We start from the raw sequence: 24,775 nt of genomic DNA on the forward strand, positions 1-24,775 counted from the left end.
ATGATGCAATTATTCAAATATTTTTCCGCAATTTCCCTTCTTTGTCTTTGTACTTGTAAGTCGACTGAAAAAGATCCGGACGATCCTCTTAAAAATTCCAAAAAATTAATCAAAGAAGGACATAGCTCTCTCTTTATGCAAGGAGCACTTCCCGTAAAAGGAACTAGTATAAAATTTATTCCTCCCGGAGAAGAAGCGGAAATATTTATTCTGGGAAGAAGAGTAGGTTTCGCCAAAGAAGAATTTTCCAAGTCGTGGAAAAGAGCTGCCGAGTCCGTTGTTATCATTAAGGACGGAACGAAGTTCAGTATATCCTTGGCAAATGACATTGATGATAAAGGTAATGAAACGATCCAACTGATTCAAAAGGAATTGACCCAGCCCGGAATTTATATTATGGAAGAGTCGGTTGCAAAGTCAAAGGGAATCACGGGGAACTCTTGGCAAAAAGGCAAACAAGCTCATGATGATATCATAAAAGAATCCACAACGCTTAGGAAAGAATGGGACGAGTGGGCGGATGAAATATTAAAGGAAGATAGCACTCCTGTGGAAAAAAATTCCGATATTTCAAAAAGGATGACAGGATATAAAAATACTTTCAAGGGAACCTTCTCCTCGTTTGTACAAGGTTATGTGGACATAGACGATTCTTTCAAATCGGCCTGGGATGAGTCTTTTACCGAAGTTAGCGGAGGAGGTTGGAAATCCGCTTTTAGCGATGTGAATGAGGTTCGTTCCAAAGTTTCGAAACAAGTGAAAAAAGCCTGGACGGAGACCGTTTTCAGTTACGGGAAGGATACAAAAGAAGGACTCCGTGACGCATCCAAGGACATCGAATCCATCGCTGACGGCGAAGGGTTTTCATTTTCTTTATTGAAGGCTTTTGCCAAAACCACAAAAGCGTTGTTTTACGATGGAATCATAGAGCCTGTCGGCAAAATTGGCGTTTTATCGATAGGATATATCGGGATAAACGGAGTAGTTTATCCCGCAACAGTTGCAACCGTAACTGCCGGCACGGGAGTTTACTTTCTTGCGGAAACGTTTACAATTGCCGGAAAAGGGATCGTATACATAGTCGCTCCAAATTTAAAACTCGCATTAGGTGCTCTTTTGGGAAGTACCGAATTCGTAACTTATGAATCTTACCATTCTTTAAAGGCGGGAGGGCAGACATCGGCTAGACTTATAAAAAAATCCTCCGGTTATTCATTGAAAGGAGCGGCCATAGTAACGGAAAAATCCGGGAAATACATTCTGGCTCCGGCCTCGCTTATGGGAGTCTCTGCATCGCAAGCATTAGTTGGCGGAGGTGTTGCTGTGGGGGGAGTTACGGCAGGAGGAGTAGTGACAACTTCTTCTTTTGCTGTGCAGACCGCTACTTTTGCAACGACCAAGACTGCGGCAATTGCAACCGGAACTACCGGAACGATAGCTTCTTTAGGAGTCGGAGGAAGTTACGGAATATATCAGGTAACAAAAGCAGTCGGTGTTCCTACAGGAGTCGCTTTGGGTAGTGGGGTTGTGATGAGCTACGAAATGACTGCCCAACTATCCGCACATTCCATCCTTGCAGTTTCGGATTGTTCTTATCTTGTGTTGTCTATGGAAGGTGGAAAATGGATTGTATATGGAGTAAAAGACGTAACCAATAAAGCTAACGGGCTTTTGGTTGGTGCTGTTGTTGATTTGGATCAAGCAAAGAAAGAAGGGAACGTGATTGTAAAAGTTCCTCTAGAGAAAGATGAGGCCGATAAAATATTCGAGCCTAAGAAAAAAAAGTAATAAGGCGAAATAATGAACAATAAAATACTAATTGTCGAAGATTCAATGTTACAAAGACAGATATTGATTCGCTGGCTAACCAAACATAGCTATATTCCGATCTCTGCAAATAATGCAAAAGAAGCACGTGAGATTATTTCTAAAGAAGATATAGAAATCGTGCTTTTGGACTGGGAACTTCCGGATGGAACCGGAATAGATCTTATCAATGAAATATTATCCTCTTCTCCTACGGGTTGGTTGCCTATCATCATGGTAACAAGCCATACGGAACCTGAAAAGATGAAGGAAGCGATTGAAGCCGGAGCAACAGATTTTATCCGAAAGCCGGCGGAAGAAATAGAATTATTGGCTCGTATTTATAGTGCGTTAAGGATCAAAACCCTCCAGGACTTGTTGCGTGACACCGCCATTAAAGATGCATTAACCGGTCTCTATAATAGACGTTATATGGACGAAAGGATAGACCAGGAATTTCAAAGATGCAAAAGGCATAATCATCCTATGTCGGTCGCTATGATAGATATAGACTATTTTAAAAAAGTAAATGATACATACGGTCACGATGTGGGAGATCTGGTTTTAAAAACTTTGGCTACCGAATTAAAAACAAAACTTCGTAAATCCGACATCTTATCAAGATACGGCGGGGAGGAGTTTGTAATTGTCTTGCCGGAAACCGGTCTTCTCGAATCTAAATATGCTTTGGATAAAGTGAGAGACCATATTTCCACTCATGCCATTCAGGACGAGACGGGCAAAACGTTTCAAATCAGTTTTAGCGGCGGAGTGGCAGGTGGAGATTTGAGTTCCGTCACCTCTCCATTTGATTTACTAAAAATTGCAGATAAAAATTTATATGATGCAAAACACCAGGGAAGAAATAGGATTATAGAATCCTAATATGCATGATGCCTCCTTTCTTAGTTTAAACCCGGATTTAATTCTTTCCTCCGTTGAAAGCATCGGCTATATTCCTACAGGTCGTTGTGTTGCTTTAAACAGCGTAGAGAACAGAGTGTTCGATATTGAAATCGAAGGAGGTGAAAGGATTATTGTAAAATTCTATCGCCCGAATCGATGGACAAAATTACAGATCCAGGAAGAACATGATTTTTTATACGAATTGAAAGAAGCGGATATTCCGGTTCTTGCTCCCATCTTGGACCGTCAGGGAAATTCTTTGCACGAATCACAGGGATTAACATTTGCTATTTGGCCATTACGAACGGGAAGAATCATCGAAGAATTATCCGAATCGGACTTACCTCAATTAGGAAGATTAATAGGCCGATTGCATCTTGTCGGCAAATCGAAGAAAACAAAATATCGTTCCTTCTTGACTGTTCCTGATTATGCAGAAAAAGCATTGGATTTGATTCTTGCCGGAGGATGGATTTCAAATGCCCATCTAACGGATCGTTACAAAAAGGCAGCTTATTTTGCATTTGATCGATTTGAAACCGTTTTGAAAACGAAACAGATTCCGTTTCATCGAATTCACGGGGATTGCCATAAAGGAAATTTGATCCGATCGGAAGAAGGATTTTCCATTCTGGACTTTGATGATTTTTTAGAGGGTCCTGTTGTGCAGGATTTTTGGATGTTACTACCGTTTGGCGAGAGGCGATCGGAAAGTGAGAGGGAACTTTTCTTTGAAGGGTATCGTGAGTTCAGCGAATTTTCATTAGGTTGGTTGGACTTGATCGAGCCTCTTCGTGCGATTCGATATGTTTATTATGCTTCTTGGATTGCAAAAAGATGGGAAGACCCGTCATTTCAAAACCTATTTCCTCATTTCGGAACGGATGAATACTGGTCTAAAGAAACCATGGACTTGGAATCGATGGCAAAAGGATTTCAAAGAGAGAGTGAAGAAGAGTCGCCGATTGCAAAGACTTCGGAAAAAGAAGAAGAACTTTCCAATAAAGATTTTTTTTGGGATTGGGAAAACTAAAATTTATAGCACCAAACGGCTGAATGCCAATGCAACTGCAAGGGAATGGGAGACATTCAAAGAATCGACTCCATCCTTCATTGGAATGTAAATCAGATGATCGCAAATATTTTTCAGTTTGAAATCGATCCCTTCCGCCTCATTTCCAAGAACTAACAGATATTTCTCTGGGAATCGGAATGTAAATATCTCCGACTCCAACTGACTTATGTTATTTGCTTTATCAGGTAAAGCGAGCCCTATGACAGGTATGTTTTCCTGTCGGTATTCTTGTATAAGGTCATAAAGGGAATCCGGTTGGAAAAAATGAAGAGGGAAACCGTTTCCCATGGAAACTCTTACGGATCTACGTAGATAAGGAGAACAGGATTGTTTATCGTAGATAATGGATTTGATTCCAAAAGCGGCCGAAGTACGAATGATAGAACCGAAATTTTCAGCATCGGAGATATTATTGCATACGACGATGGGAAATTTCAGATCTTTTTGTGAAACAGGTAGCGGCTTTCTTCCGAGAGCCATGATCCCTTGGTGAACGGAAAATCCTATCGTCTTTTCAAATATCTTTTTTTCCGCATAAAATACGTTAGTCGGCTCTATTTCTTTTTTTTGGATCAGGAATTGATGTTTCTGTATGAATCTTTCGGTGGCAAAGATACTTACTACTTCCAGATCTGATTCCAAAAGTCGAACCACGGTCTTTTCATTATCAGCAATAAAACAATCGGAAGTTTCTTCTTTGGATTTAAGAAGAGAGTAGGGGGAAACGCGAGAATCGGATGGATCTTGGATTAAAATCATTATGTCACATACGATAGAGTACCAAAGCCCCCACCCTGAATCGGGTGGAGGGGAGTGGCTCGTGGGCCTCCCCCAAAATCCCTACCACAAAACAGAAAATCTTTCCATCCGAAACATCAATCTTAGAAAAATTTCTTCCGAAAAGTTCGCCTTTTTGTCGTTTGTCGGAAGCTTTGCCCGCCTCCGACAAAAATGAAATTCTTATTTCATGTAATTTCGAGCTAGGTTTGCCCAGGTCTCCGACTGAGGGATTCCTGGTTTACGCTTACCAAACAATTGTAGAATCAAGAGTTCGTTTTCTCCGAAAAGCTCAAGTGAGGTCACATAACCATCCTTAGTCGGCTTTTCGACAACCCAAGTTTCCAAAATCAAATCAGCCCGTAAGTGCAAATTGAAAATAGGATCCAAAACGTTAAACCAAGGTCCCATCACTTCCAACTTGGAAACCGGTCCCGTATGGATTTGAATCATTCCGTCATTTCCGACAAAGATCATGATCTCTTGTCCTTGGTCACGGCATTCGGTTAATAACTTTTGAAATACATCATTATCAACTTTTTTAGTGAACTTACCTTGAGCGACTTCCAAGGCGGTTTTTCTAGACACATTGTACTTACGAAGCAAAGGAAAAAAATCGTGTGTGTCTTGTAATGCAGCCCAGTCGTTAAGAAAATCAGGAACGGAAATAGAAACAGGGGGCTGTGGTGCTGCCGGCTGTTTTTTCTCGATCGTTTCGGGAAGTGTCAAATCCGCAACTGCGAACTCTTCTTTTACTTCGGCCCAACCTTCCAAATTCGACTTGTCCGTTGTATATATCTTATGAATTGCTTCACCGTATTTATCAAAAAATTGAAAACTCTTAAGAACAGAATCTCCTTTGTTTTCTTCAGAATAAAAACCAAACTTCCATTGGCTGAGAAAGATCCTTAAATCGATATCTTCTCCCACAACAAGCCCCATCATTCCATTGACGGAAATATCTTTGTATTCCCCCTTTCTTTCATGAACGCAAGGCTCGTTTCTCGTAAGGGCCATCACATAACCGAGTTTTGGTGTCGCAGCCAAAAAACCGGCCCAATCTTTTTTGAGAAGACTTACCCCTTTTCCCAATTTAGTTGCAAGAAGCTCAGCTTCGCTCACTCCTAAAATTTTTCCCGCTTCGCGGATCCGCAAATTAGGCGTTTCTGTTTTCAACTTTTCCCATGATTCTAATAATGCTGTGCTCATTTTATTTGTCCTTCTTGATTAATTTCGGAATGATGATGTTTCCCTTCGGAGTCTTTAATACAAACATTTCGACGTCGAAAATCCGTTTGATATTCTCTTCTGTTAATACCTCGGCCGCCCCACCCGTAACAACCAATTTTCCGTCCCGTAAAAGAGAAATTTTGTCTGCAAATTGGTAAGCGGTATTGATATCGTGTAAGATCAGTAAAATCCCATAGCCTTGATCCGCCATATGACGGGTGACTTGTAATAATTTCATTTGGTTGGGCAAATCCATACTGGAAGTCGGTTCGTCCAAAAGCAAAAATTTAGGAGGGTCCCCCCAAACCTGGGAGAGAACCCGAGAGTATTGCGCCCTTTGTTTTTCTCCCCCCGATAAGGTCGAATAACTACGATTAGCAACATGAAGCGTATTCGTGATCGACATGGATTCGTCTATGATTTGTTCATTTTCCGAGTTTGTGGATTTATGAGGAGATCTTCCCAATGCAACTATTTCCCTGGTGGAAAAGGGAAATTGAAGTTCGAAATCCTGCGTGAGAACGGAACGGAATTTTGCTAAGTCTTTTTTTTTCCAAACTTCGATCGACTTGTCGTTTAAAAAAATCTCACCGTTTGTAGGAGGAATATCTCCGCATAATAATTTGAATAAAGTCGATTTGCCCGCACCGTTTTTTCCCATCAAAACATGAACTTCGCCAGGATGAATAGTCAATGATATGTCCGATAGAAGCTGGTGGGAACCAACGGAGAAACTCACTTGTTTTGCCACCAAACTCATGCTAATCTCCTTTTCCTTTGATTCAATAAGAATAAAAAAACCGGTGCTCCGATAAATGCAGTGATAATTCCGACGGGAATTTCGGCAGGAGCGATTACGGTTCGGCAAAAGCCGTCCCCGATAGTCAGCAATGCACCTCCCAGAAAAAAGGAAGAGTAAAGCAAATATTTATAATCCTGTCCGATGATCAACCTAACGATATGAGGAATGGCAAGTCCAACAAAACTTATATTTCCGGAAAGAGATACACATGCCCCGACACTCACTCCGATCAGTAGAACCAAAACCGATTTTAAAACTTCCACGGAGATTCCCAAATGCATCGCTTCTCTTTCTCCCAAAGCGAATACGTTCATGGGACCGGCAAGAAAAGGACTCGCAATCAAAGGAATCAGCAGTATCGGACCAAGCCGGAGTAGGGTAGTCCAACTTGCACCGCCCAAACTACCCATATTCCAGAGTGAAAGATTCCGTAGCTGCGCATCATTGGCAATATAACTTAAAATTCCGATACCCGCAAAACAAAGTGCATTGATGGCAATTCCGGTTAACAAAAGCGTATTGATCTCCGTCTTTCCATGGACCCTCGCCAATAGATATACCAAAAACCCGGTAGTAATTCCTCCGATAAAAGAAAGAATGATCACTCCCCAAACAGGAGGGAAATCCGGGATATTAGTACCGAGCACAATTCCTACCGATGCAAAAAAGGCGGAGCCTGCGGTAATCCCGACTAACCCGGGATCAACGATCGGATTTCGGAATAAACCTTGAGCCAATGCGCCCGACCAAGCCAAAGTACCGCCGAGCAAAGTAGCAAGTATAACACGAGGAAAACGGAGATTCCAGAATACTTCTTTTGCCAAACTACCTTTTTCACCGAAAAAAGCATCCGTCAAACTAACGGTAAACGCCCCCCAATTCGAAACAAATAAAATCGTGACGACGGAAAGAACGATTGTGAATGAAAGGAAGTATACTCTTCTTCTCCCTATTTGAGAGATTTCCATTTATTTGAAAGCTCCTCTAAGGCAGTTCCAATCCGCGGACCAAACCCAAGTAAGAGCAGATCATCCATAGCAAGATAGTTTTTCTTTTTTCCGGCAGTAGTCAATTGAATGCCTGGCAATTCCCAAAGACCTTTTTCTCCACCTAATCCTTCCAAGGAGATACTTGGGATCAAAATAATATCCGGTTGTGCTTTTACAATCGCTTCCGATGTGAGAGGTTTGAATTCAGCAAACTCGGTGATTGCATTTTCCGCACCGGAAAGTTTGATGATGGCGTCGGCAGGTGTTCCCGTACCGGAAACATACACATTGGTAGCACTGCGGGAATAAAGAAACAAAACCTTTACGGGTTTTTTGGGGCGGGTGATTTTCAATCCTGCCACTTGTTTTTTCAATTTTGCAATCATCACATCCGCTTCTTTTTCTTTGGAAAGAAATTTACCGATCAATTCGATTTTCTCGGAAGCTCCTTCAATGGTAAGTTTTTCCGGAACGATCAACATAGGAATATTCAGCAGTTTCAATTGTTCGATGGTTGCAGGAGGACCGGCATAATTGGTTCCGATGATCTTTGTGGGATTTAAAGAGAGAATGCCTTCCGTAGCAAGCGTTCGCTGATAGCCGATTTTGGCAATCGACATGGCTTCTTTCGGATAATAAGAACTGGTATCAACGCCTACGATATCAGATTGAACCCCTAATCCGAAAAGGATTTCGGTAACAGTTCCGTTCAAAGAAACGATTCTCGTTTTGTCTTGGGCATGTAAGGAAAAAGACAGTACTGATAGCAACAGGACAGGGAGTAAGTTTTTGAATCTTCTTACCCCGGAAAAGAGTATTTGAGAAATAAACATACTTACTGTTTCCGCGGGAAGGGGGCTTTTGTCAAATTATAATGAGAATGAGTCTCGGTTAATATGTTTGACAGAAATAGGCCCCATTTTCAAATGAGATTTAGACTCAATTACTTTGGAGACCAAATGAACAATCTCAAAAAAATCGGAGCAATCGCTCTCATCCTAGGACTCGCACTATCCTCTTGCAAAAAAAAAGAGGAAGATGATAATACCGGAGTATTAGCACTTCTTTATGCAGCAACTGCGACTGACCCTACTAAATGTGAAACACCAGGAGTTTCTGTTTCTGATCTTGGATCACCTTCTACAACAGCAGTTTGTACCCCAAGTGCTGGTTCCGCAAAACATTTCGTTGTGGAAGGATTGGAAGCAAGTGGGCATGTTTTTTATTTTAGCGTTGGGAACTTAGCAACTGATACTGCTGCTACAGTTACTGCCTCTTCTTTAAGCGCTACGGCAAACATTGCTCGTTTGTATCTTTATCCTTCTTTCGCTACTCCAGCTCCAATCTACGCAGTTCAGTATTCACCCAACAACGCAGCTTCTGGAACTAGATATAATATCACAGGACTTTCAAATACAGTGACTAAGACTGCCGCATCTACTATTTGTTTTGATGTAAATGACGCAGCACCTTCCAGAATTACATTATGGGCAACTGGTTTGAATGGGGCAGATTGCTCTGTTAAAACTTCTCTAACTGCTGCGAATTCAGTAATGAATAAAAAAGATTGGAATAGCACAGTGAAGTTAGATAGCCGAACTGCATTCATCTCTTTCAAAGATGGTGGAAACAGCGGAACAGCTAAATTTACAAAAGTTACAGCTTCCACTGTACTCGCGGTACAAGATTAATATACTTTCTTATCTCTTCCTGTAGCTTTGAAAATACGAGGCTACAGGAGGTTTGAAAAAACTAATCTCAATTTTTTCTTGCTTAAAAACCCTCTCATTTTTTTATGAGATTGAGTCTCATTTTTGAGGCTGCATTCAATTTATTTCTGGAGATTCCACCCATGAAACCTGCAAAACGAAATCCATCTTCCCTAGTATCGAAGAAAAATTTATCCATAGCTTTCGCTCTTCTCGCAATTGGTTTTTTAGCTCAATGTAAAAAAGCAGAAGAGGACGACAATATGCCTGCCATTATTGCACTTCTTGCAGCAAACGGAGCTACTACTTTAACAACTGCTTGTACTACCAACGTAGATGGAACGGTAGATTCTACTTTGTCCAAGTTTACAAAAGCTTCTTTCCCCATTTGCAAACCTGCTTCCGGGATTATCAAACACTATCGAATTGAAGGTTTGAAAGTTTCCCTTTCTCATTTGGCTTTATCTATTTATGCAGGGTTTCCCGCAAATTACACTGCTGCACCTTCGAATAACTCGTCAGGGACAAGCACTTTGGCAACAGGGCAATTCTCTTTCGATTTTTACTCTGGAAGTGGTAGCACCTCTCCTGTTCCCGGTTTTTCCTATGCTACCTTCGGAAGCTCTGTTAAAAATCTAACTAGCAATGGAAATACGACGACTGCAACACCTGCAGGAACAAGCTTAATCGATTTTTTTTCATCGGCAATTGATGTTTGCTTTGACCTGACTACCAGTACTCCTCCCCGTTTCACTGTTTGGGTGACTGGACAAAACGGAGCTGTTTGCAAAACAAAAACAAATCTCACTTTGGGAACCGCTGTAGTAACAGAGTCATCATGGGGATCTTCTACTTCCGCACTTGCTACGCAAAATTCTTATTTCGGGATCAGCTCCAATTCAGGGGTTACATTCACAAAAATAGTAACTTCTTCCGATTCCGTTCTCCCTTGATATTAGGATGAAGTATAAAATGAAATTTTTAAACATAATACCGATCGTTTTTTTCGGATTGTTTGCAATCAACTGTCCGAAAGAAAAAGCCGCAGACGATGGATCTGCTGCCGCATTACTATTATTAGTAAGCGATGTATCCAAATCCATACCGGGAATCACGATCAATGCCACATCTTCATCTGACTGGGCACATGTGAATTTAAAATCGGTGGATCCCAGCGTAACGGTTACAAATTCGGATGCTTGGGATGTTCGATTCAAAAGATTTGTGGTTGCAACGAATAGCGGAACGAGTGGAACCAAAAGCGGGGGTTCTTGCGAAACATCAACAACCAATTACGATGATCCTACCATTTCTTCATCCTCTTGTACAATCGCTGTAGATTCTCTTCAGTCACAGACAGGAGACGGTGGTTTCGGAAGTGCGAATGAAAATGCAAGTCCGAGTATGTTTCTTTGGTATTCTTACGATGGAAACACTCATATACTTTCCAGCAAAAAGAAAGTGTATCTGATTCGTGGTTCCGATGGAACCAGTTATTTTAAATTCCAAATGTTGGATTATTATAGTTCTGCAGGAACTTCCGGGTATCCGAAGTTTCGCTTTCAAAAACTATAATCACCTGCTTTGATATTTCCGCTAATATCCCCAACAAAGGGATGTTAGCGGGAACGACGAAAAATTCCGCCTTCACAAACACGAAACATCCTTTCTTTTCAAGATTCATTTGCTCGCAAGTTATGTCAGTTCAACTTGAGACTAAGACTCAATTGGACATTGACAAAGAACATCCAGATTAAATCCTTGGTAAACAAACACTGGCCACTCACTTCCAGTGTATTCTAAACATGAACAGAAATATCTTTGGCCAAAATTTCTCTATTTTTCTAATCATTCTGATTCTTTGTTTCTCCCAAAAGGACTTATTTTCTCAAAGAACCAAGCCAAGAAAGGAAAAAGACCCAGCTCCCATCACTACTCCTGAAACGCAAACTCAGACCCAGACGGAAAATAAAACTACTCCCACGCCACCGGTTACCAATACCGAATCCGGAAAACAACCAGAGGAAACCGCAGGCAAACACGGGGATTCGGGAGTTCAGCCCGCTGATAACAATCAAACGGATAGAAACAGCATTATCACTGTAACAGGCACTAGACGAAGAAATCTATTAAAAGATTCCACGATTACCACGGAAGTCATCACCCGAAAAGACATAGATGATATGGGAGCAAGAGATCTTTCCCAAACATTGGGAAATGTTCCCGGGATTCAAGTAAAACCGGCCGCGGCTGGTGAACGCGGTCAAACGGTTCAACTACAAGGTCTTTCGTCCCAAAGCGTACTCATTCTGGTCGACGGGCAAAGAACTACCGGTCGTTTTAGCGGTTCCATCGACTTGACAAGATTTAAAGCGGAAGATATCGAAAGGATAGAGATTGTAAAAGGCGCATCTTCCGCATTATACGGGTCAGACGCTATCGCAGGCGTTATCAATATCATTACGAAAGAAGCCAAAGAACCTCTCTACGCCGAATTCAGAACTCAAGGAGGAACCGGGAGTCCACAGTATTACGGCCCTTATATGGAGTTCAGAAATTATGCGTCCGTAGGCGTGAAACAGGAAAAGATTTCAACAATCTTTACGGTAGGATGGCATAAAGGGGAAGGTTATGATCTTACCAAAGACGCAACACAAGGACCAAGAAACGGTAGAACCGCTTCCAATGCATCCGGATACAATCCTTATCCTTACGGTACAGCATCGACTACGGCATATTTTTTAGCAACTAGAGTTCCCGGTTATACTCCTCCTTTGGAATCCACTTCAGGAAGCGCGTTCAATGATATGAACCTTTCCAATAAAACAGTTTACCGCGCGACCGATGACTTGGTGATTACAGGGCAATTTTATTATCGTTATTTGGATCAGTCCGCAGTAGACGCAACTCCACCGAGAACCGTTTACGACAGAAGAAACAAAACCCATGATTTCATGGGAGCGCTAAACATGGATTATGCGCTTACGCAAAAAGTCAATTTCAATCTAAACGCAAACTATTCCCGTTTTCAGGATTTATACACAACCGATCAACGCAAATCCGATGAATTGGATTCCCAACAAAGAACGGATAACGCGGTTTCAGAGTTCCGCTCCAGAATGGATTATAAGTTTTCGGAATCACATGTAACATCCGTTGGAGCGGAGACATTGCACGATAGAATCTCTTCAGCACGGATTTCACCGGATTGTAAAAGAAGTTTTCCGAATTTCTGTATCGATGACTTTGCTCCCGGTTTTATGCAAGGCCAAACTGTGAATGGAAACGCTGCCCGTTTCAGAAATGCATTTTATATCCAAGATGAATGGAGAATTTCGGACAAACCTAGAATTCAAATCGTTCCTGGAGTTCGTTATGATAATGACTCCATCTACGGCGGGCAAATGCTTCCTAAACTTGCCATTCGATATGATGTTTCCGACAAATTCAGATTCCGTGCTGCCAACGGATTGGGTTACCGCGCGCCTAGTTTTCAAGATTTATATTTCAACTTTCTTAACCCCGGTGTGGGATACAGAGTCGCGGGAAATCCGAATTTAAAACCTGAACTTTCCCGCAGTTATAACTTCGGTTGGGAATGGGACATCACAAAACGAATCTGGTATAGCACGAACCTATTCCATAACGATGTGGATAATTTGATCGGATTCAGAACCAACCCTGTAAGAGATCCGTCGGGTTTACAAATCTTTCAAACATCTAACTATCAGAAGGCGAGTACGCAAGGTATCGAGTCCTCAATCAATTTCAGAATTTTAGATCAACTTTCCGCAGGAACGGGTTATACATATACGGAAACCAGAGATGAATTGACCAACTTGCCTTTGGAAGGAAGAGGGCCTCATCGATGGAATTTCAATATTCGCGCCGAAGAAAAGAAAACAGGTTTGTCCTTGTCCGTGTTTGCGGTGGTTTTCGGAAAACAGGCATATTATTGTGTGAAAAATCCTTTTTGGTGTAATCCCGATCTACCGGATTCACTTTCCGGTATAGAAACTGCCATCGCAGCACAAGCAGCAGCAAACATGCAAAAGGCGCTCGGTGCAATTCCGGGTTATGTTTCGGATTATTGTACGGAAAAAAACTTATCTTATTGTACGACGAACCCTACTTACGGTTCCAGAATGGTAAATCCGCACACCAATTTAAACTTAAGAATTTCTCAAAAATTTTTCGGACATTTTCAATGGTTTATAGGTGTGGATAATATTTTAGATTCTTACGATTTGGTTTATAATCCGCAAAGACCAAGATTTTATTACTTCGGATTGGATGGAAAATTCTCCATCTCGGAGAATGATAAACCAGCAGCACCAAAAGAGCAGCCACAAACTCCTCCTCCCGGTTCCTAAATAAGATCAATCATATGAGAAGTTATATTACGATTAACCTCTCGCTATTGATTACGATCTCCCTTTATTTCTTTCTCAATCAGTCAACCTATTCCTGGACTGATTGGGAACCGGCATCTTGTATGCCAAACCATTGTTTCTGTGAAGATACAAGTGAGGCATTCATTCGCCAACCGTCAAACACCTGGTCATCGCTTAGCTTTTGTTTTGTGGGATTTTATGTGATTCTGGTCCATATCTTTCAAAAATCCAAAGGAGAGAGTAGATTCAATCGGTCCGCTTTATTTTCCTTCTTATTCGGCTTTTCTTTGATTCTGATAGGATTTGGAAGCGTATTTTTCCATGCTTCGTTATCCTTTATCGGGCAATTCTTTGATGTCACAGGGATGAATTTTCTTGCCGTCTTTATTCTATTATTTCATATCCATCGGGCTCGGGCATTTTCCAATTTCAGTTTTTTAACCGGTTATTTCATTATCAATCTTATACTTGCTTACTTATTGTATGCATATCCTTCTCTCAGACGCTATTTATTCGGAATGATTCTTTTGGCTTCCTTGGTTCCCGGATTTATCATCGGATCCACTCAGTCGAAAACCGATTCGAAATGGATCATCTATGCACTTGCGGTACAATTACTTGCCTTTCTGATCTGGGCTCTGGATTTACAGAAGATCATTTGCAATCCTCATTCCTATCTACAAGGGCATGCCGCCTGGCATATCTTAGGTGCTACTGCCAGTTATTGTTTGTATCGATTTTATCTTTCAGAAAAACGAAAAGTTTAATCGATTTTTAAAATTTCTCCATCTTGGAGGTGAACTCTCTTTTTTGCTGCTTTCGCATAGTCCATGTCATGTGTAACAAACATAATGGTCGTACCTTCCTCCTTATTGATTTTTCTGAAAATATCAATTACCTTGTCTCCATTGGATGTATCTAGGTTCCCTGTGGGTTCGTCTGCGAAAAGGAATTTAGGTTTTTGAATCAATGCTCTTGCGATCGCTACCCTTTGTTGCTCTCCGCCCGACATTTGACTGGGAAATTTATCCTTACAGTGAGAAAGAGAGAATTCTTCCATAAGATGAAGTGCATACTCTTCCGCCTGTTTATGTAGATTCCGTTTTCTAGCCGGCATAGTAATATTTTCAAGTGCACTTAATTCCGGCAAAAGATAGTGAAACTGAAAAACAAATCCGATAGCTTGATTTCGAAGTCGATGTATGGAAGCATCATCAATTGAGGTTAAATCATAGCCTCCTAAAAAATTTTTTCCATAGGTAGGATTATCCAATCCGCTAAGTATATATAATAATGTCGACTTGCCAGATCCGGATTTTCCGACCAAAGCAACGAATTCGCCCAATTCGATTTCGATCGAAATATTTTTCAATATTTGTTGGGGTGGAGTTCCGAAGGATTTAATGATATTTTCCGCAATAATTCCGTCTTTGATCATACCGCACCTCGAATGATTTCCACAGGGGAAAGATGGCTAGCCATTCTTGCGGGAATAAAACTCGCAATACTTGCACTTGTTATCGCAATTAAAAATGCTTTAATATATATGGAAACACTCCATGAAATTTGCATGGTTCGAATGACAGCCTTTATTTCACCTTTGGATGAACCGAGTGGAATACCTTCGATCATATAACAGCCAAAAGCACCCAACGCAAGACCGATAATCGCTCCTACTGTCCCTAGAATGATACCTTGAATTAAAAATAATATGATCGTATCACGGCCGTCAAATCCGATGGATCTTAATATCGCTACTTCTTTCTTTTTCTGATTCACAACCATATTCAAAATATTGTATATTCCAAAAGCAACTACGAGTATGATTGTAAAAGTAGTTGAATTCCTAACAATATCCTGCGTTTTGAAAACGGACAAAATACTCTCATTTGCCTGATCCCAACTTTCTACTTTGTCTTTACTATAGAAAGACCATTCGTCTGCAATGGAAGCTGCTTCCCGAATATCCGCAATTTTCACAACTATCTGCGAAATTTCGCCACTGGACTGGGTAATATTTTGGACAGATGCAATCGATGCATAAGACGAAACATCATCTACCAACCGGTTGCCTGTCCTCAATATTCCGACAACTCTCAACGGATTTGAAGTCCCCAAAGGGGTAATCACATTGATTGTATCTCCTACTTTTGCACCCAGTTTTGTCAGAATTCCGTCTCCAATGATTCCGAGCGAGCCTCCCGTATTTAAATCCTTTAGCTTACCTTGAACCAGATAATCTTCCAAATTTGTTACGTTCGCTTGACGAAGAGGATCAATACCAATGATTCTCGCGGGAGAAGAAGATTTACCATGAGAGTAAATAACCTCACGAGTAAGTTGCGGTGTGTAAGCAAGCACTCTCGGGTCCAGGCTTAATTTCTCCATCCACCCAGGAACATTCGTTAGACGAGAGCTGTCGGTTCTTCCGGAAGGTGGGGAAAGCCAACGAACCTGATAACCTTCAAAAAAAATATCTTCGAATGTTTTTTCAGATATGATCTCGTCTCTAGGAGAAATTTTGATCTGGCCATCAGAATTGATCAATTGTTCCGTAATCACCGTTTGGAATCCTAGCATAATTCCGGAAAACATAACATATCCTGCTGTTCCGAGCATAATCCCGATAATCGTCAGAATCGTCTGCTGTGGTCTGGAAAAGATTTGTCTAATCGCTAAAAAAACCATCTTATTTTCTGTATGCTAACACTTCATCAGCTTCAGACAGATCACCGACAATCAACTCGCCAAACTCCGAATTGATGGCTCCCAACTTAATCTCGATTTTTTCCTGTTTGCCATTTCTGATTCTGATTACCTTACCTTTATCTACTGAAATAAGCGGAACAAGAATGACATTCTCTTTCTTACTCACTTCGATAGCTACATCAGTTGTCATCTCTGCCAGAATTCCTTCCGGTAACTCGGGTGCTATAATCCTAACTAAGAATTGGCCGTGAGACGGATAAATCCTCTCCACTTCACCCTTATATACATGTCCACGCAACGATTCGAAACTCAATTGAACCTTTTGTTTTGGTTTCACTCTGAGAGCGGATTCCTGGTCAAGCGAAACCGAAATATAGGATTTTTGCATATTAATAAGATCTAAAATAGGAATCCCCGGCATAACTATCTCGTTTTTGGAAAGATTCAAATTGGTAATTGTTCCGGAAAAAGGTGCTTTAAAAATAATGCCGGAATCATTGCTAAGAAGCGGAGCTCCTTGATTCACAGTTTGCCCTTCTTCAATAAACAGCTCTCTTACAGAAGCCGCAATTCCAAATTTTAATGAATAAACTTGTCCGGGTTTGACCGTACCTAAAGCATATACAGCTTCTACGATCGAACCTCTATTGATATGAATTGTTTTTTTATTAAATGGAATTAATGAATAACCCAATAAACAAAGGATTAAAACTATTCCAAAACCAAGAGCAAAATATTTTTTCTTCTGTCTCATGCGGGAAACCTTCCTATATTGAATAAAACTGACTAGTGATTAATCAAAGGATCATCCTTACAAAACCAAGACATTTGTCAATCTCAGGTTAAGGCTTCAAAGCAAACAATCCCCACTTAAAAGGCCATAGTATAGGTTTCTGTCGATAATTCCAAAAACTATCCGAAAAATAAGTTTTTTCCAAAGCCTACGCAGGTTTTGAAGAACGGATAGGTTTTTTACGTCTTATTAAAAGTCTATGAATATTGATCCTAAAACAATCATAATCATCAATCTTATAGGATCGTTTTGTACGGGATTAGGACTTTATTTTGCTTCCAGAGGACAGCTAGGACGGCTCAAGGAAGTAAGGAACTGGGCTTTTGCAACATTAATCCAATGTGCCGGATGGTTAGTCTACGGGGTTCTCCGAAACATCCTTCCTTATCATCTGTCTCTTATTGTGGGAAATCTACTCCTAACATTTTCACTTCTCTATTATTATAATATCATATTGGTTTTTTTCAGAAAAAAATCAATATGGAAGATAAGCTTTGTAATATTACTTTTCGAATTAATTGCTCTTCTATTGCTCGTAATCGATGATTCTCCACAAAGCTACAAAGTTTCTTTAGTATCGTTGATTGGATGCGTCCCTCTTTTAGGTAGTGCCTATGAGATATTTAAAACCAAAGCCCATCGAAGCAAAAGCAATGTATATACCGGAGTACTTTTTTCAATCCTCGGGTCTTTTCTGATTTTCAGATCCATTTATTATCTAACAGGAGATATCAAGCCGGATGAAAGTATATTCTGGAAGAGTGCAATTCAGGATATTACATTTTTATTATTCTACTTAATGTCCGTTATGCTTACATTCGGGTTTATACTTATGTGTATTGATCGGTTTGTAAACGAGCAAATCAATGACGAGAAAAAATACAGATTGCTCGCTGAAAATAGTTCGGATGTTATTTGGGTGTACAATCTGAATCTAAGAAGGCTCACATATATAAGTCCTTCCGTATACCAGCTAAGAGGATTCACCGTTGAAGAAGCTATCAAAGAAACTATCGAAATAGGCCTCACAAAAGAATCGGCAGAAAGAATTAAGTCCATTTTACAAGAGAGAATCGAAAAATTCGAATCCGAGGGATTTGTATCTTCGTCTTATTTGGATGAATTCCAACAACCTTGTAAAGACGGTAGAATCATCTGGGTGGAAGCGGTCACGAGCATTCGAAAAGCGGAAGACGGATCGCTTGAAGTATTAGGAGTATCGCGCAACATAGATAAACGAAAAAAAGCGGAACAGGAAATTCAAACATATCTATCCGAATTGAAAGAATTAAATTCCACGAAGGATAAATTTTTATCCATCATTGCCCATGATCTTAAAGGTCCGGTCGGAGGAATGAATACATTCATTAAGATAATATTGGAAGAACTGGAAGTTCAACCTCTCAAAAAAACAAGAGAAGAGCTATTACTTTTGGAAGAATCGACAAAGGATGTTCTATCGCTCTTGGAAAACCTTCTAACATGGGCTAGAGCACAACAAAAGGGCGGATTGAATTTCGAACCAGAACTCCAATCTTTATATGCGACCGTTGCCACATGCCTTCAAGTCTTCACATCAATTGCGGAAAATAAAAAAATCACTTTGGAAAACAAAATATTAGCGAACGAAGTGGTATTTGCAGATGAAAAAATGCTTCAAACCATCATTCGTAATATTTTAGGCAACTCAATCAAGTATTCAAAAGAAAATGGCAATGTGACGATTTCAGCAAGAAATTTCTATGAGTTTACCGAGATTTGCATCAAAGATAACGGAATCGGCATGTCCGAAAAAACCGCATCGAAGCTTTTTAGGTTGGATGCAAAACAAGCGAGTCTTCCCGGAACAAAGGGAGAAAGAGGAACAGGCTTAGGGCTTATTTTATGCAAAGAATTAATAGACAAACATGGAGGTAGGATTCGGGTCGAAAGTGAAGAAGGCCGAGGTTCGGCATTTTATTTCACATTACCTAAAAATAGAAACTAAAACAGATTTTCTAGGGTATAATTGCAGAACACTTTAAAACAACGAGGCCGATCATGTCTTATCCCAGAATCGCTCAAAAAAGCCCCTATATGATTTCGATGAAGGAAGGTGAAAAAAAGGCATGGTGTAGTTGCGGTGCATCTTCGACACAACCTTTCTGCGACGGATCACACTCCAGAGAAAACACCGGAATGAAGCCTGTTATCTTCAAATGTCAAATGACGGAAGAAGTATTTCTTTGCGGATGCAAACAAACAAAAAATCCACCTTATTGCGATGGCACTCATAATTCATTATAAGGAGAAAATATGCAGCTCTACCTAATCGCCTACTTTTTGTTATGCGACATAATGTTGATTATGGGAAGTTGCATATTGCATCACGAAATAATCTACTTGAAACCATGGTCATTGCATCAAACGGCGAATCATAACATAGGTTTTCCGATATAAAATTAACCCTTATCTTACTTGGCATGCCCATATACATTAAAAAAGTATACCTTCGTAACGATCTGAATTAAGAAAATGAAAGCGGAATCACAAAGATACAACAAGCTCTCACGTATTCTCAATTCGAATTATTTAGCGTATTGTACAATGATCGGGCTTACAGTCGGGTTCTTAAGCTTTCTTTTTTCAGAGGAATGGTGGAATACAAGTCTGGGAGGATTTGATTGGGACCAACATTTTTTCTATCTCGAGTCCACAAGAAAACCTATTCTTGAGTTTAAAGAATTTCCTTTCTGGAATCCTTACTACGGTGGAGGCATGCCCGTTTTGGAAAATCCTCAGGTGAAGTTTTTCTCTCCGACCAATTTATTTTCTTTCTTCTTGGGTCCGATCATAGGACTTAAATTCTCCATCATATTTTATCACTTGATCGGGACTTTGGGATGCGTTTATCTATTTCACAATGTACTAAAACTTCACACGATCCCGACCCTTTTTTCTTCCATATTATTTATGTTTTGCGGCTGGCATTCGCAACATGTATTTCCCGGACATAGTCAATTTTTCTCCACTCCGATACTTCCCTTTATCATTGCATTTCTGATTCAATTCATCAAAAAACAAAAACCCATCTATTGTTTTTTGTCCTCCTTTTCCGCGGCTATGTTACTATTCGAAGGTAATATATATATTTTCTTATACTTGAATCTGTTTTTATCACTTCTTTCCGTTTACTATCTTTTTCAAAAAGAAACAAGAAACATAACTTTCCATATCTGGAAATTCCTAACTTTAACGTTATTATTGGCAAGCTATCGTTTACTTCCGGAAATGGATTATTTTTTTCAATACGGAGCTTTCTATAAAGCGGACTCTTTATCTTTAAATATCATAAACGTATTCGATATATTTACCAACTCATCCCAACACCCCTTCCTTGCTTTCCCTATCCCCAATCAGGAATACAGATGGTGGGAATATGGAAATTATATAGGATATTTGCCCTTTATTGTTTTTTTCTCTCTGGTTGGCTTTACAAAAAAAACAGACCTACCTTTTCTAATACTTCTGATTTTGAGTTTGTCTCTTATGTTTGGAAATTTCCATCCCTTCTCCCCTGCAAATATCCTCTCTCAAATTCCCGGATTTTCAAATACCAGATGTTATGCGAGATGGGGGATTGTTTTTGTTTTTATATTCTCAGTTTTAACCGGAACCTATTTGAATCGACTGATTGCGAAGCTGAGCTCTTCGGGTCTTTTCAAAAAATCAAATTATTTCAAACTATTATTTTTCATCTTTATGTGTTCACTTTGTATCTTTTTATATACGGACATCCGCAGGAAAAATGCAAAAAACTTCAAAGATATATTCATTTATCCTGCCATAACCCTCGATGTATCGGGAAAATTTGAAACCTACGCTTCCTTCCCTTCTTATGGAGCGGACTCTTCCCTACTACTTGGAATTTTTCAAAATAAATCGACAAGAGATTCTTATGAAAATCTACTAAGTAACAAAAGCCTCCCAGCTGCAGGAGATGAAAATTATAAGGGGGAATATTATCTTAGCAATGAAGGAAAAATCGAACAAACTCATTGGTCTCCGGGCGAATTACATTTTCATGCAAATCTTCCCGAAAAAAACACTCTCATCATCAATCAAAACTATAATCACCAATGGAAGACACGCTCCGATCATATTATAAAAAACGTTAACGGACTCATCGGAATCGAACTGAACAAAGGAGAAAACAATATCGAACTTTACTATAAGAGCAATTATTTCCTGTTAGGTTCTCTTTTGGGAGTCATCGGGCTTTTGTATTCTTTTTTTGGGCGCTTCGGATGCCCGTCTGATAAATAACTCCTTTCATTCCCCCGACCGTGCTCTCCGCTCCAATCTTCACGTTCCGTGAAGGATTTCCGCTTCGATCACTAGCGCGGAAACTGTAATCGATTTCACATATCCATTTAAAAAAAGCAAAAACGATCCAATTCTTTTTTCATTATCCGATAGAATGAAATCATAGGAGAAAATATGAATCCAATCAGCATTCAAAAAGGAATCATTACCAAGAAATTAGAAGAATCAAAAAAGTTTTACAGTCAGTGGTTAGGCATGGAAGTAAAGTTTGAAACCGATTGGTTTATACTTATGTGCCTTTCCAAGAAACCCGATTTCGAATTGGCTTTTATGTTACCGGACCAAAAGAACTTACGCAAAGATTACTTTCAAAGACCTTACCAAAATCAAGGGGTCTGGCTTATCTTTGAAACTGAAAATGTAAAAAATTTTTATGACGAGTGCAAAAAACAAAAAGCTCCCATCGACTTGGAATTGATCGAAGAGGAATGGGGAGATATTCATTTTACCATGTTGGATCCTAACGGAATTGGAATCGACATAGTACAATTACGCACTTAAATTCCCTTGAAATTCCCATAACCTTGCCATCCAATACACTGGATGGCGAAACAGACAAAGGACAAATTATATCCTGTTTGGGAGTATATCGAAAACAATCTGGAAGTAAAATTTGGATTGAATCAACTGGCATTTTTTAGCAATTTCTCTCCTTGGCATTTCCATCGTTTTTTCAAAAAACACCAAGGCGAAAATGTACAAAGTTACATCAAAAGGCTAAGAATAGAAAAAGCCGCTTATGAATTGAAGATATCCGATTTTCCTATCTTGGAAATCGCCATGGAAGCAGGGTACGAATCAAACGAAGCTTTCACAAGGGCATTCAAACGTTTTCTGGGAAAAACCCCTTCACAATTTAGAAACGATTCGAAACAAACAAAAACTAATAAAGGCAAAACAAAATTGCTTTTCCAATCGATAGGACTCGATGAAAGAGAATTCCGAATGAAGGAAATTCCGGAATTTCGCATTGCTTACGTTCGTCATATAGGACCTTACTCAAGTTTACCGGGACCGATTCCCGGTTCTATTGAAGTAAAATCCATCCTTCATTTTCTAAATTCGATCGGAAGTGATCCCAAAGACCATAAATGGATAGGCATCTCTTTGGATGACCCCGCCATTTCACCGGAAAATAAAATTCGTTTTGATTTGGGAGTCACGGTAGGAACGGAACATTCTCCCGAAGACAAATTAGGAATACGAACCGTATCAGGCGGAAAGTATATGCAAGTCAGATATAGAGGAAGCTATACAAACCTTCCTTTCATTTACGAATTCCTACTACAAGAATATATCCCGGCAAAGAAAATAAGGATTAGGAATATCCCCCCTTTCGAAATCTATCTGAATCCGATAGGAGGGTTATCAAAGAAAAAAATCACCGATATCTATATTCCCGTAAAAAGTTAATTATGATATTAAATATATGAACAACAATAATCCGTTACTTTCGTTACCTTAAGCTTGAATTTCTCTTTGGCAGGAACTTCAAAAACCCCTTCTCCCTGGAAATGAATCCAATCTTTGGATCCCGGCAAAAGCACTTCCAAATCGCCTGCCAATATCTCCATAATCTCTTTTACATCCGTACCGAATTCATAATCTCCAGGCATCATAATACCTAGGGTTTTTTTCTCTCCGGACGGGAAGATTACCGTTCTACTTGTAACTTTACCATCATAATAAATGTTAGCTTTCTTTAAAATTGTGACATTTTCAAATCGATCCATTGTTTTCCTTTCGTTTTAAAAAATAGTTATACTAACCAATTCACCCGGTCTTTTCCAAAGAAAAATCTTTTTTTAAAGCCTTGATAAAAATATATTTCTTACATGTTTTTCCTGGATTGTATTTTATTTTCAAATACAGCTAAAACCAATTTTTTACCCCGGGTCAAATGTTCCCTATCTTCATCTAACAAATATTCAATAATTACTCCTTGTACCAAGTATCTGAAAAGATAGGCTTCATCCTCATCATCATTTCCGGTATAACCTTTAATGATTTTCTGCTCCTGAATTACCAGAGATTCCAAACTGGACCAATTCTTTGCCAAAATCTTTTTCAATCCGACTGCGGATTCGCAATGCAAAAACAAAGAAAACAATAATTTCATTTCCTTCGAATTGGAAAACAAATGAGAGAACAGAAAGTCCACCCACCTAATGAATCTTTCACGAGGAGACTGGATAAACTGAACGGATTCGATCAAAGAAGAAAGTGCTTCTCTTTCCCGTTTGATGATTGATTCCAAAAGAGCTTCTTTTTTCGGGAAATAACGAAACACCAAAGCCTTGGAAACTCCGGTTTTTCTTGCAATATCCGCAATGGACGCGCCTTCAAATCCTTTCTCAGAAAATAAATTGAGTGCCGCTTTCTCAATGATCCTAATGGATTCCTTACGAATTTCTTCGTTTTGCTCTTTAGTCCTAGGCATAACGATAAACATGGTTTACAATAACCCTTCGGTCAACGTATAAAACAAAATAAATGCTAATATTTTAAGCAATTCCAACAGTCTAAAAAGTGTTTGATTTATGTGATTACTTACGAAACGTATCTTTCAAGTGGCAAAAGGTATTATGACAAAGGTTGATAATAAAAAGCAGATAGCTCGGGAGAAGTCAATCGAGAGGATTAGAAACTCTGCGATTCACCTATTCTCTAAAAACGGGTTTTCTGCAACCACGATGGAAATGATCGCAAAACACGCGAAAGTCTCCAAAGGCCTTGCCTATAATTACTTCAAAAGCAAAAATCAAATTTTCGAATCCATTTTAAACGATTATCTCTCCAAACAAGAGGCTTTGAACGCCGGAATTTCAACAAATCAAGCGGCAGTGGATTATCTACGGGAATTGTTTCAAAAAACACTCGAGTTCTTAGTACAAGAACGCAAAACTTTGATTTTATTAACAATTTGCAAATTTCAGCCGAATTCTTTGATTCTTTCCAAAAAAATGACTGAAAATATCGAAAAACGTTTCGCCCCTTACCACGAAGCGATGAAAGATCGATTCAAAAAATTAGGGATCGCTGATCCCGAATTGGAACTGTTATATGTAAAAACATTCTTCCACGGCCTTATTATGAGCCAGTGCACCGACAGCGACATATATCCGAAGCACCAAATCGTAGAAATCTTCCTCTCCCGCTACACAGGGAAATAAGAAAACAAAAACCCTGTTCATTCGTTTATTACCCCTTTCGGATCGGG

24 protein-coding genes are annotated in these 24,775 nt (G+C 39.7%); 14 read left to right on the forward strand and 10 right to left on the reverse strand.

Going from position 1 to position 24,775, the window contains the following annotated elements:
• The 3 genes from DI077_RS19535 to DI077_RS19545 are packed head-to-tail and all read left to right on the forward strand — an operon-like array spanning position 1 to position 3,745.
• Entirely contained in the window at positions 1-1,788 is a 1,788-nt protein-coding gene (locus DI077_RS19535) for a hypothetical protein (protein ID WP_242935474.1), read from the forward strand.
• A 12-nt stretch (positions 1,789-1,800) separates the two neighbouring features.
• Positions 1,801-2,691 (forward strand): diguanylate cyclase DgcR, encoded by an 891-nt coding sequence (gene dgcR / locus DI077_RS19540; protein ID WP_109022492.1) that lies wholly within the window; start codon positions 1,801-1,803, stop codon positions 2,689-2,691.
• 1 nt (position 2,692) lies between these two features.
• Complete coding sequence (locus DI077_RS19545; RefSeq protein WP_109022491.1) at positions 2,693-3,745, forward strand: serine/threonine protein kinase; 1,053 nt, start codon at positions 2,693-2,695, stop codon at positions 3,743-3,745.
• Positions 3,746-3,748: 3 nt separating this feature from the next.
• Here DI077_RS19545 and DI077_RS19550 read toward each other — a convergent pair whose 3' ends face one another.
• The 5 genes from DI077_RS19550 to DI077_RS19570 form a co-directional block, all read right to left on the reverse strand.
• The gene (locus tag DI077_RS19550) at positions 3,749-4,546 is read right to left on the reverse strand and encodes a TrmH family RNA methyltransferase (protein ID WP_109022490.1); all 798 of its coding nucleotides are present in this window, start codon (positions 4,544-4,546) and stop codon (positions 3,749-3,751) included.
• Between the two features lie 201 nt (positions 4,547-4,747).
• Positions 4,748-5,773: a hemin-degrading factor gene (locus DI077_RS19555; protein WP_109022488.1), complete on the reverse strand. Its 1,026-nt coding sequence runs from the start codon at positions 5,771-5,773 to the stop codon at positions 4,748-4,750.
• A gap of 1 nt (position 5,774) precedes the next feature.
• On the reverse strand, positions 5,775-6,554 hold the full coding sequence (locus DI077_RS19560) for a heme ABC transporter ATP-binding protein (protein ID WP_109022487.1): 780 nt from the start codon (positions 6,552-6,554) through the stop codon (positions 5,775-5,777).
• Positions 6,551-7,564 (reverse strand): FecCD family ABC transporter permease, encoded by a 1,014-nt coding sequence (locus DI077_RS19565; protein WP_109022486.1) that lies wholly within the window; start codon positions 7,562-7,564, stop codon positions 6,551-6,553. The genes DI077_RS19560 and DI077_RS19565 overlap by 4 nt, the downstream gene beginning before the upstream one ends.
• Positions 7,546-8,418 (reverse strand): heme/hemin ABC transporter substrate-binding protein, encoded by an 873-nt coding sequence (locus DI077_RS19570; protein ID WP_109022485.1) that lies wholly within the window; start codon positions 8,416-8,418, stop codon positions 7,546-7,548. The genes DI077_RS19565 and DI077_RS19570 overlap by 19 nt, the downstream gene beginning before the upstream one ends.
• Before the next feature lie 126 nt (positions 8,419-8,544).
• Here DI077_RS19570 and DI077_RS19575 point away from each other — a divergent pair, with 126 nt between their 5' ends.
• The 5 genes from DI077_RS19575 to DI077_RS19595 all read left to right on the forward strand — a co-directional run bounded on the left by DI077_RS19575 (position 8,545) and on the right by DI077_RS19595 (position 14,455).
• Positions 8,545-9,276: a hypothetical protein gene (locus DI077_RS19575; RefSeq protein WP_109022484.1), complete on the forward strand. Its 732-nt coding sequence runs from the start codon at positions 8,545-8,547 to the stop codon at positions 9,274-9,276.
• A gap of 161 nt (positions 9,277-9,437) precedes the next feature.
• On the forward strand, positions 9,438-10,247 hold the full coding sequence (locus DI077_RS19580) for a hypothetical protein (protein ID WP_135354945.1): 810 nt from the start codon (positions 9,438-9,440) through the stop codon (positions 10,245-10,247).
• A gap of 19 nt (positions 10,248-10,266) precedes the next feature.
• A complete protein-coding gene (locus DI077_RS19585; RefSeq protein ID WP_167837233.1) occupies positions 10,267-10,869 on the forward strand; it encodes an HmuY family protein in 603 nt (200 codons plus the stop codon).
• Between the two features lie 230 nt (positions 10,870-11,099).
• Entirely contained in the window at positions 11,100-13,667 is a 2,568-nt protein-coding gene (locus DI077_RS19590; RefSeq protein WP_109022481.1) for a TonB-dependent receptor plug domain-containing protein, read from the forward strand.
• 14 nt (positions 13,668-13,681) lie between these two features.
• Complete coding sequence (locus DI077_RS19595; protein WP_109022480.1) at positions 13,682-14,455, forward strand: ceramidase domain-containing protein; 774 nt, start codon at positions 13,682-13,684, stop codon at positions 14,453-14,455.
• Here the strand turns inward: DI077_RS19595 and DI077_RS19600 are convergent.
• The 3 genes from DI077_RS19600 to DI077_RS19610 are packed head-to-tail and all read right to left on the reverse strand — an operon-like array spanning position 14,452 to position 17,091.
• Positions 14,452-15,126 (reverse strand): ABC transporter ATP-binding protein, encoded by a 675-nt coding sequence (locus DI077_RS19600; protein WP_242935475.1) that lies wholly within the window; start codon positions 15,124-15,126, stop codon positions 14,452-14,454. The genes DI077_RS19595 and DI077_RS19600 overlap by 4 nt on opposite strands.
• Positions 15,123-16,376 carry an ABC transporter permease gene (locus DI077_RS19605; RefSeq protein WP_109022521.1) on the reverse strand — a complete coding sequence of 418 codons (1,254 nt, stop codon included), beginning with the start codon at positions 16,374-16,376 and terminating at the stop codon, positions 15,123-15,125. Before DI077_RS19605 ends, DI077_RS19600 begins: the two co-directional genes overlap by 4 nt.
• Before the next feature lies 1 nt (position 16,377).
• On the reverse strand, positions 16,378-17,091 hold the full coding sequence (locus tag DI077_RS19610; RefSeq protein WP_242935476.1) for an efflux RND transporter periplasmic adaptor subunit: 714 nt from the start codon (positions 17,089-17,091) through the stop codon (positions 16,378-16,380).
• Positions 17,092-17,389: 298 nt separating this feature from the next.
• Between DI077_RS19610 and DI077_RS19615 the strand changes: the two genes are divergently transcribed.
• The 5 genes from DI077_RS19615 to DI077_RS19635 all read left to right on the forward strand — a co-directional run bounded on the left by DI077_RS19615 (position 17,390) and on the right by DI077_RS19635 (position 22,968).
• Positions 17,390-19,177, forward strand: coding sequence for a PAS domain-containing sensor histidine kinase (locus tag DI077_RS19615; protein WP_109022519.1), 1,788 nt, complete (start codon positions 17,390-17,392; stop codon positions 19,175-19,177).
• Positions 19,178-19,230: 53 nt separating this feature from the next.
• On the forward strand, positions 19,231-19,476 hold the full coding sequence (locus DI077_RS19620; RefSeq protein WP_109022518.1) for a CDGSH iron-sulfur domain-containing protein: 246 nt from the start codon (positions 19,231-19,233) through the stop codon (positions 19,474-19,476).
• A 228-nt stretch (positions 19,477-19,704) separates the two neighbouring features.
• Positions 19,705-21,495 (forward strand): hypothetical protein, encoded by a 1,791-nt coding sequence (locus DI077_RS19625; protein ID WP_135354947.1) that lies wholly within the window; start codon positions 19,705-19,707, stop codon positions 21,493-21,495.
• A 174-nt stretch (positions 21,496-21,669) separates the two neighbouring features.
• Positions 21,670-22,056 (forward strand): VOC family protein, encoded by a 387-nt coding sequence (locus DI077_RS19630; RefSeq protein WP_109022516.1) that lies wholly within the window; start codon positions 21,670-21,672, stop codon positions 22,054-22,056.
• Positions 22,057-22,098: 42 nt separating this feature from the next.
• Positions 22,099-22,968: an AraC family transcriptional regulator gene (locus DI077_RS19635; protein WP_109022515.1), complete on the forward strand. Its 870-nt coding sequence runs from the start codon at positions 22,099-22,101 to the stop codon at positions 22,966-22,968.
• A gap of 8 nt (positions 22,969-22,976) precedes the next feature.
• Here DI077_RS19635 and ppnP read toward each other — a convergent pair whose 3' ends face one another.
• Both ppnP and DI077_RS19645 read right to left on the reverse strand, forming a co-directional pair.
• Complete coding sequence (ppnP, locus tag DI077_RS19640; protein ID WP_109022514.1) at positions 22,977-23,288, reverse strand: pyrimidine/purine nucleoside phosphorylase; 312 nt, start codon at positions 23,286-23,288, stop codon at positions 22,977-22,979.
• A gap of 98 nt (positions 23,289-23,386) precedes the next feature.
• Positions 23,387-23,995, reverse strand: coding sequence for a TetR/AcrR family transcriptional regulator (locus DI077_RS19645; RefSeq protein WP_167837235.1), 609 nt, complete (start codon positions 23,993-23,995; stop codon positions 23,387-23,389).
• A gap of 145 nt (positions 23,996-24,140) precedes the next feature.
• Here DI077_RS19645 and DI077_RS19650 point away from each other — a divergent pair, with 145 nt between their 5' ends.
• A complete protein-coding gene (locus tag DI077_RS19650; RefSeq protein WP_109022512.1) occupies positions 24,141-24,728 on the forward strand; it encodes a TetR/AcrR family transcriptional regulator in 588 nt (195 codons plus the stop codon).
• The last annotated feature ends 47 nt before the right edge of the window (positions 24,729-24,775 follow it).

It is taken from the genome of Leptospira kobayashii, assembly GCF_003114835.2.
GTDB classification, from domain to species: Bacteria; Spirochaetota; Leptospiria; order Leptospirales; family Leptospiraceae; genus Leptospira_A; species Leptospira_A kobayashii.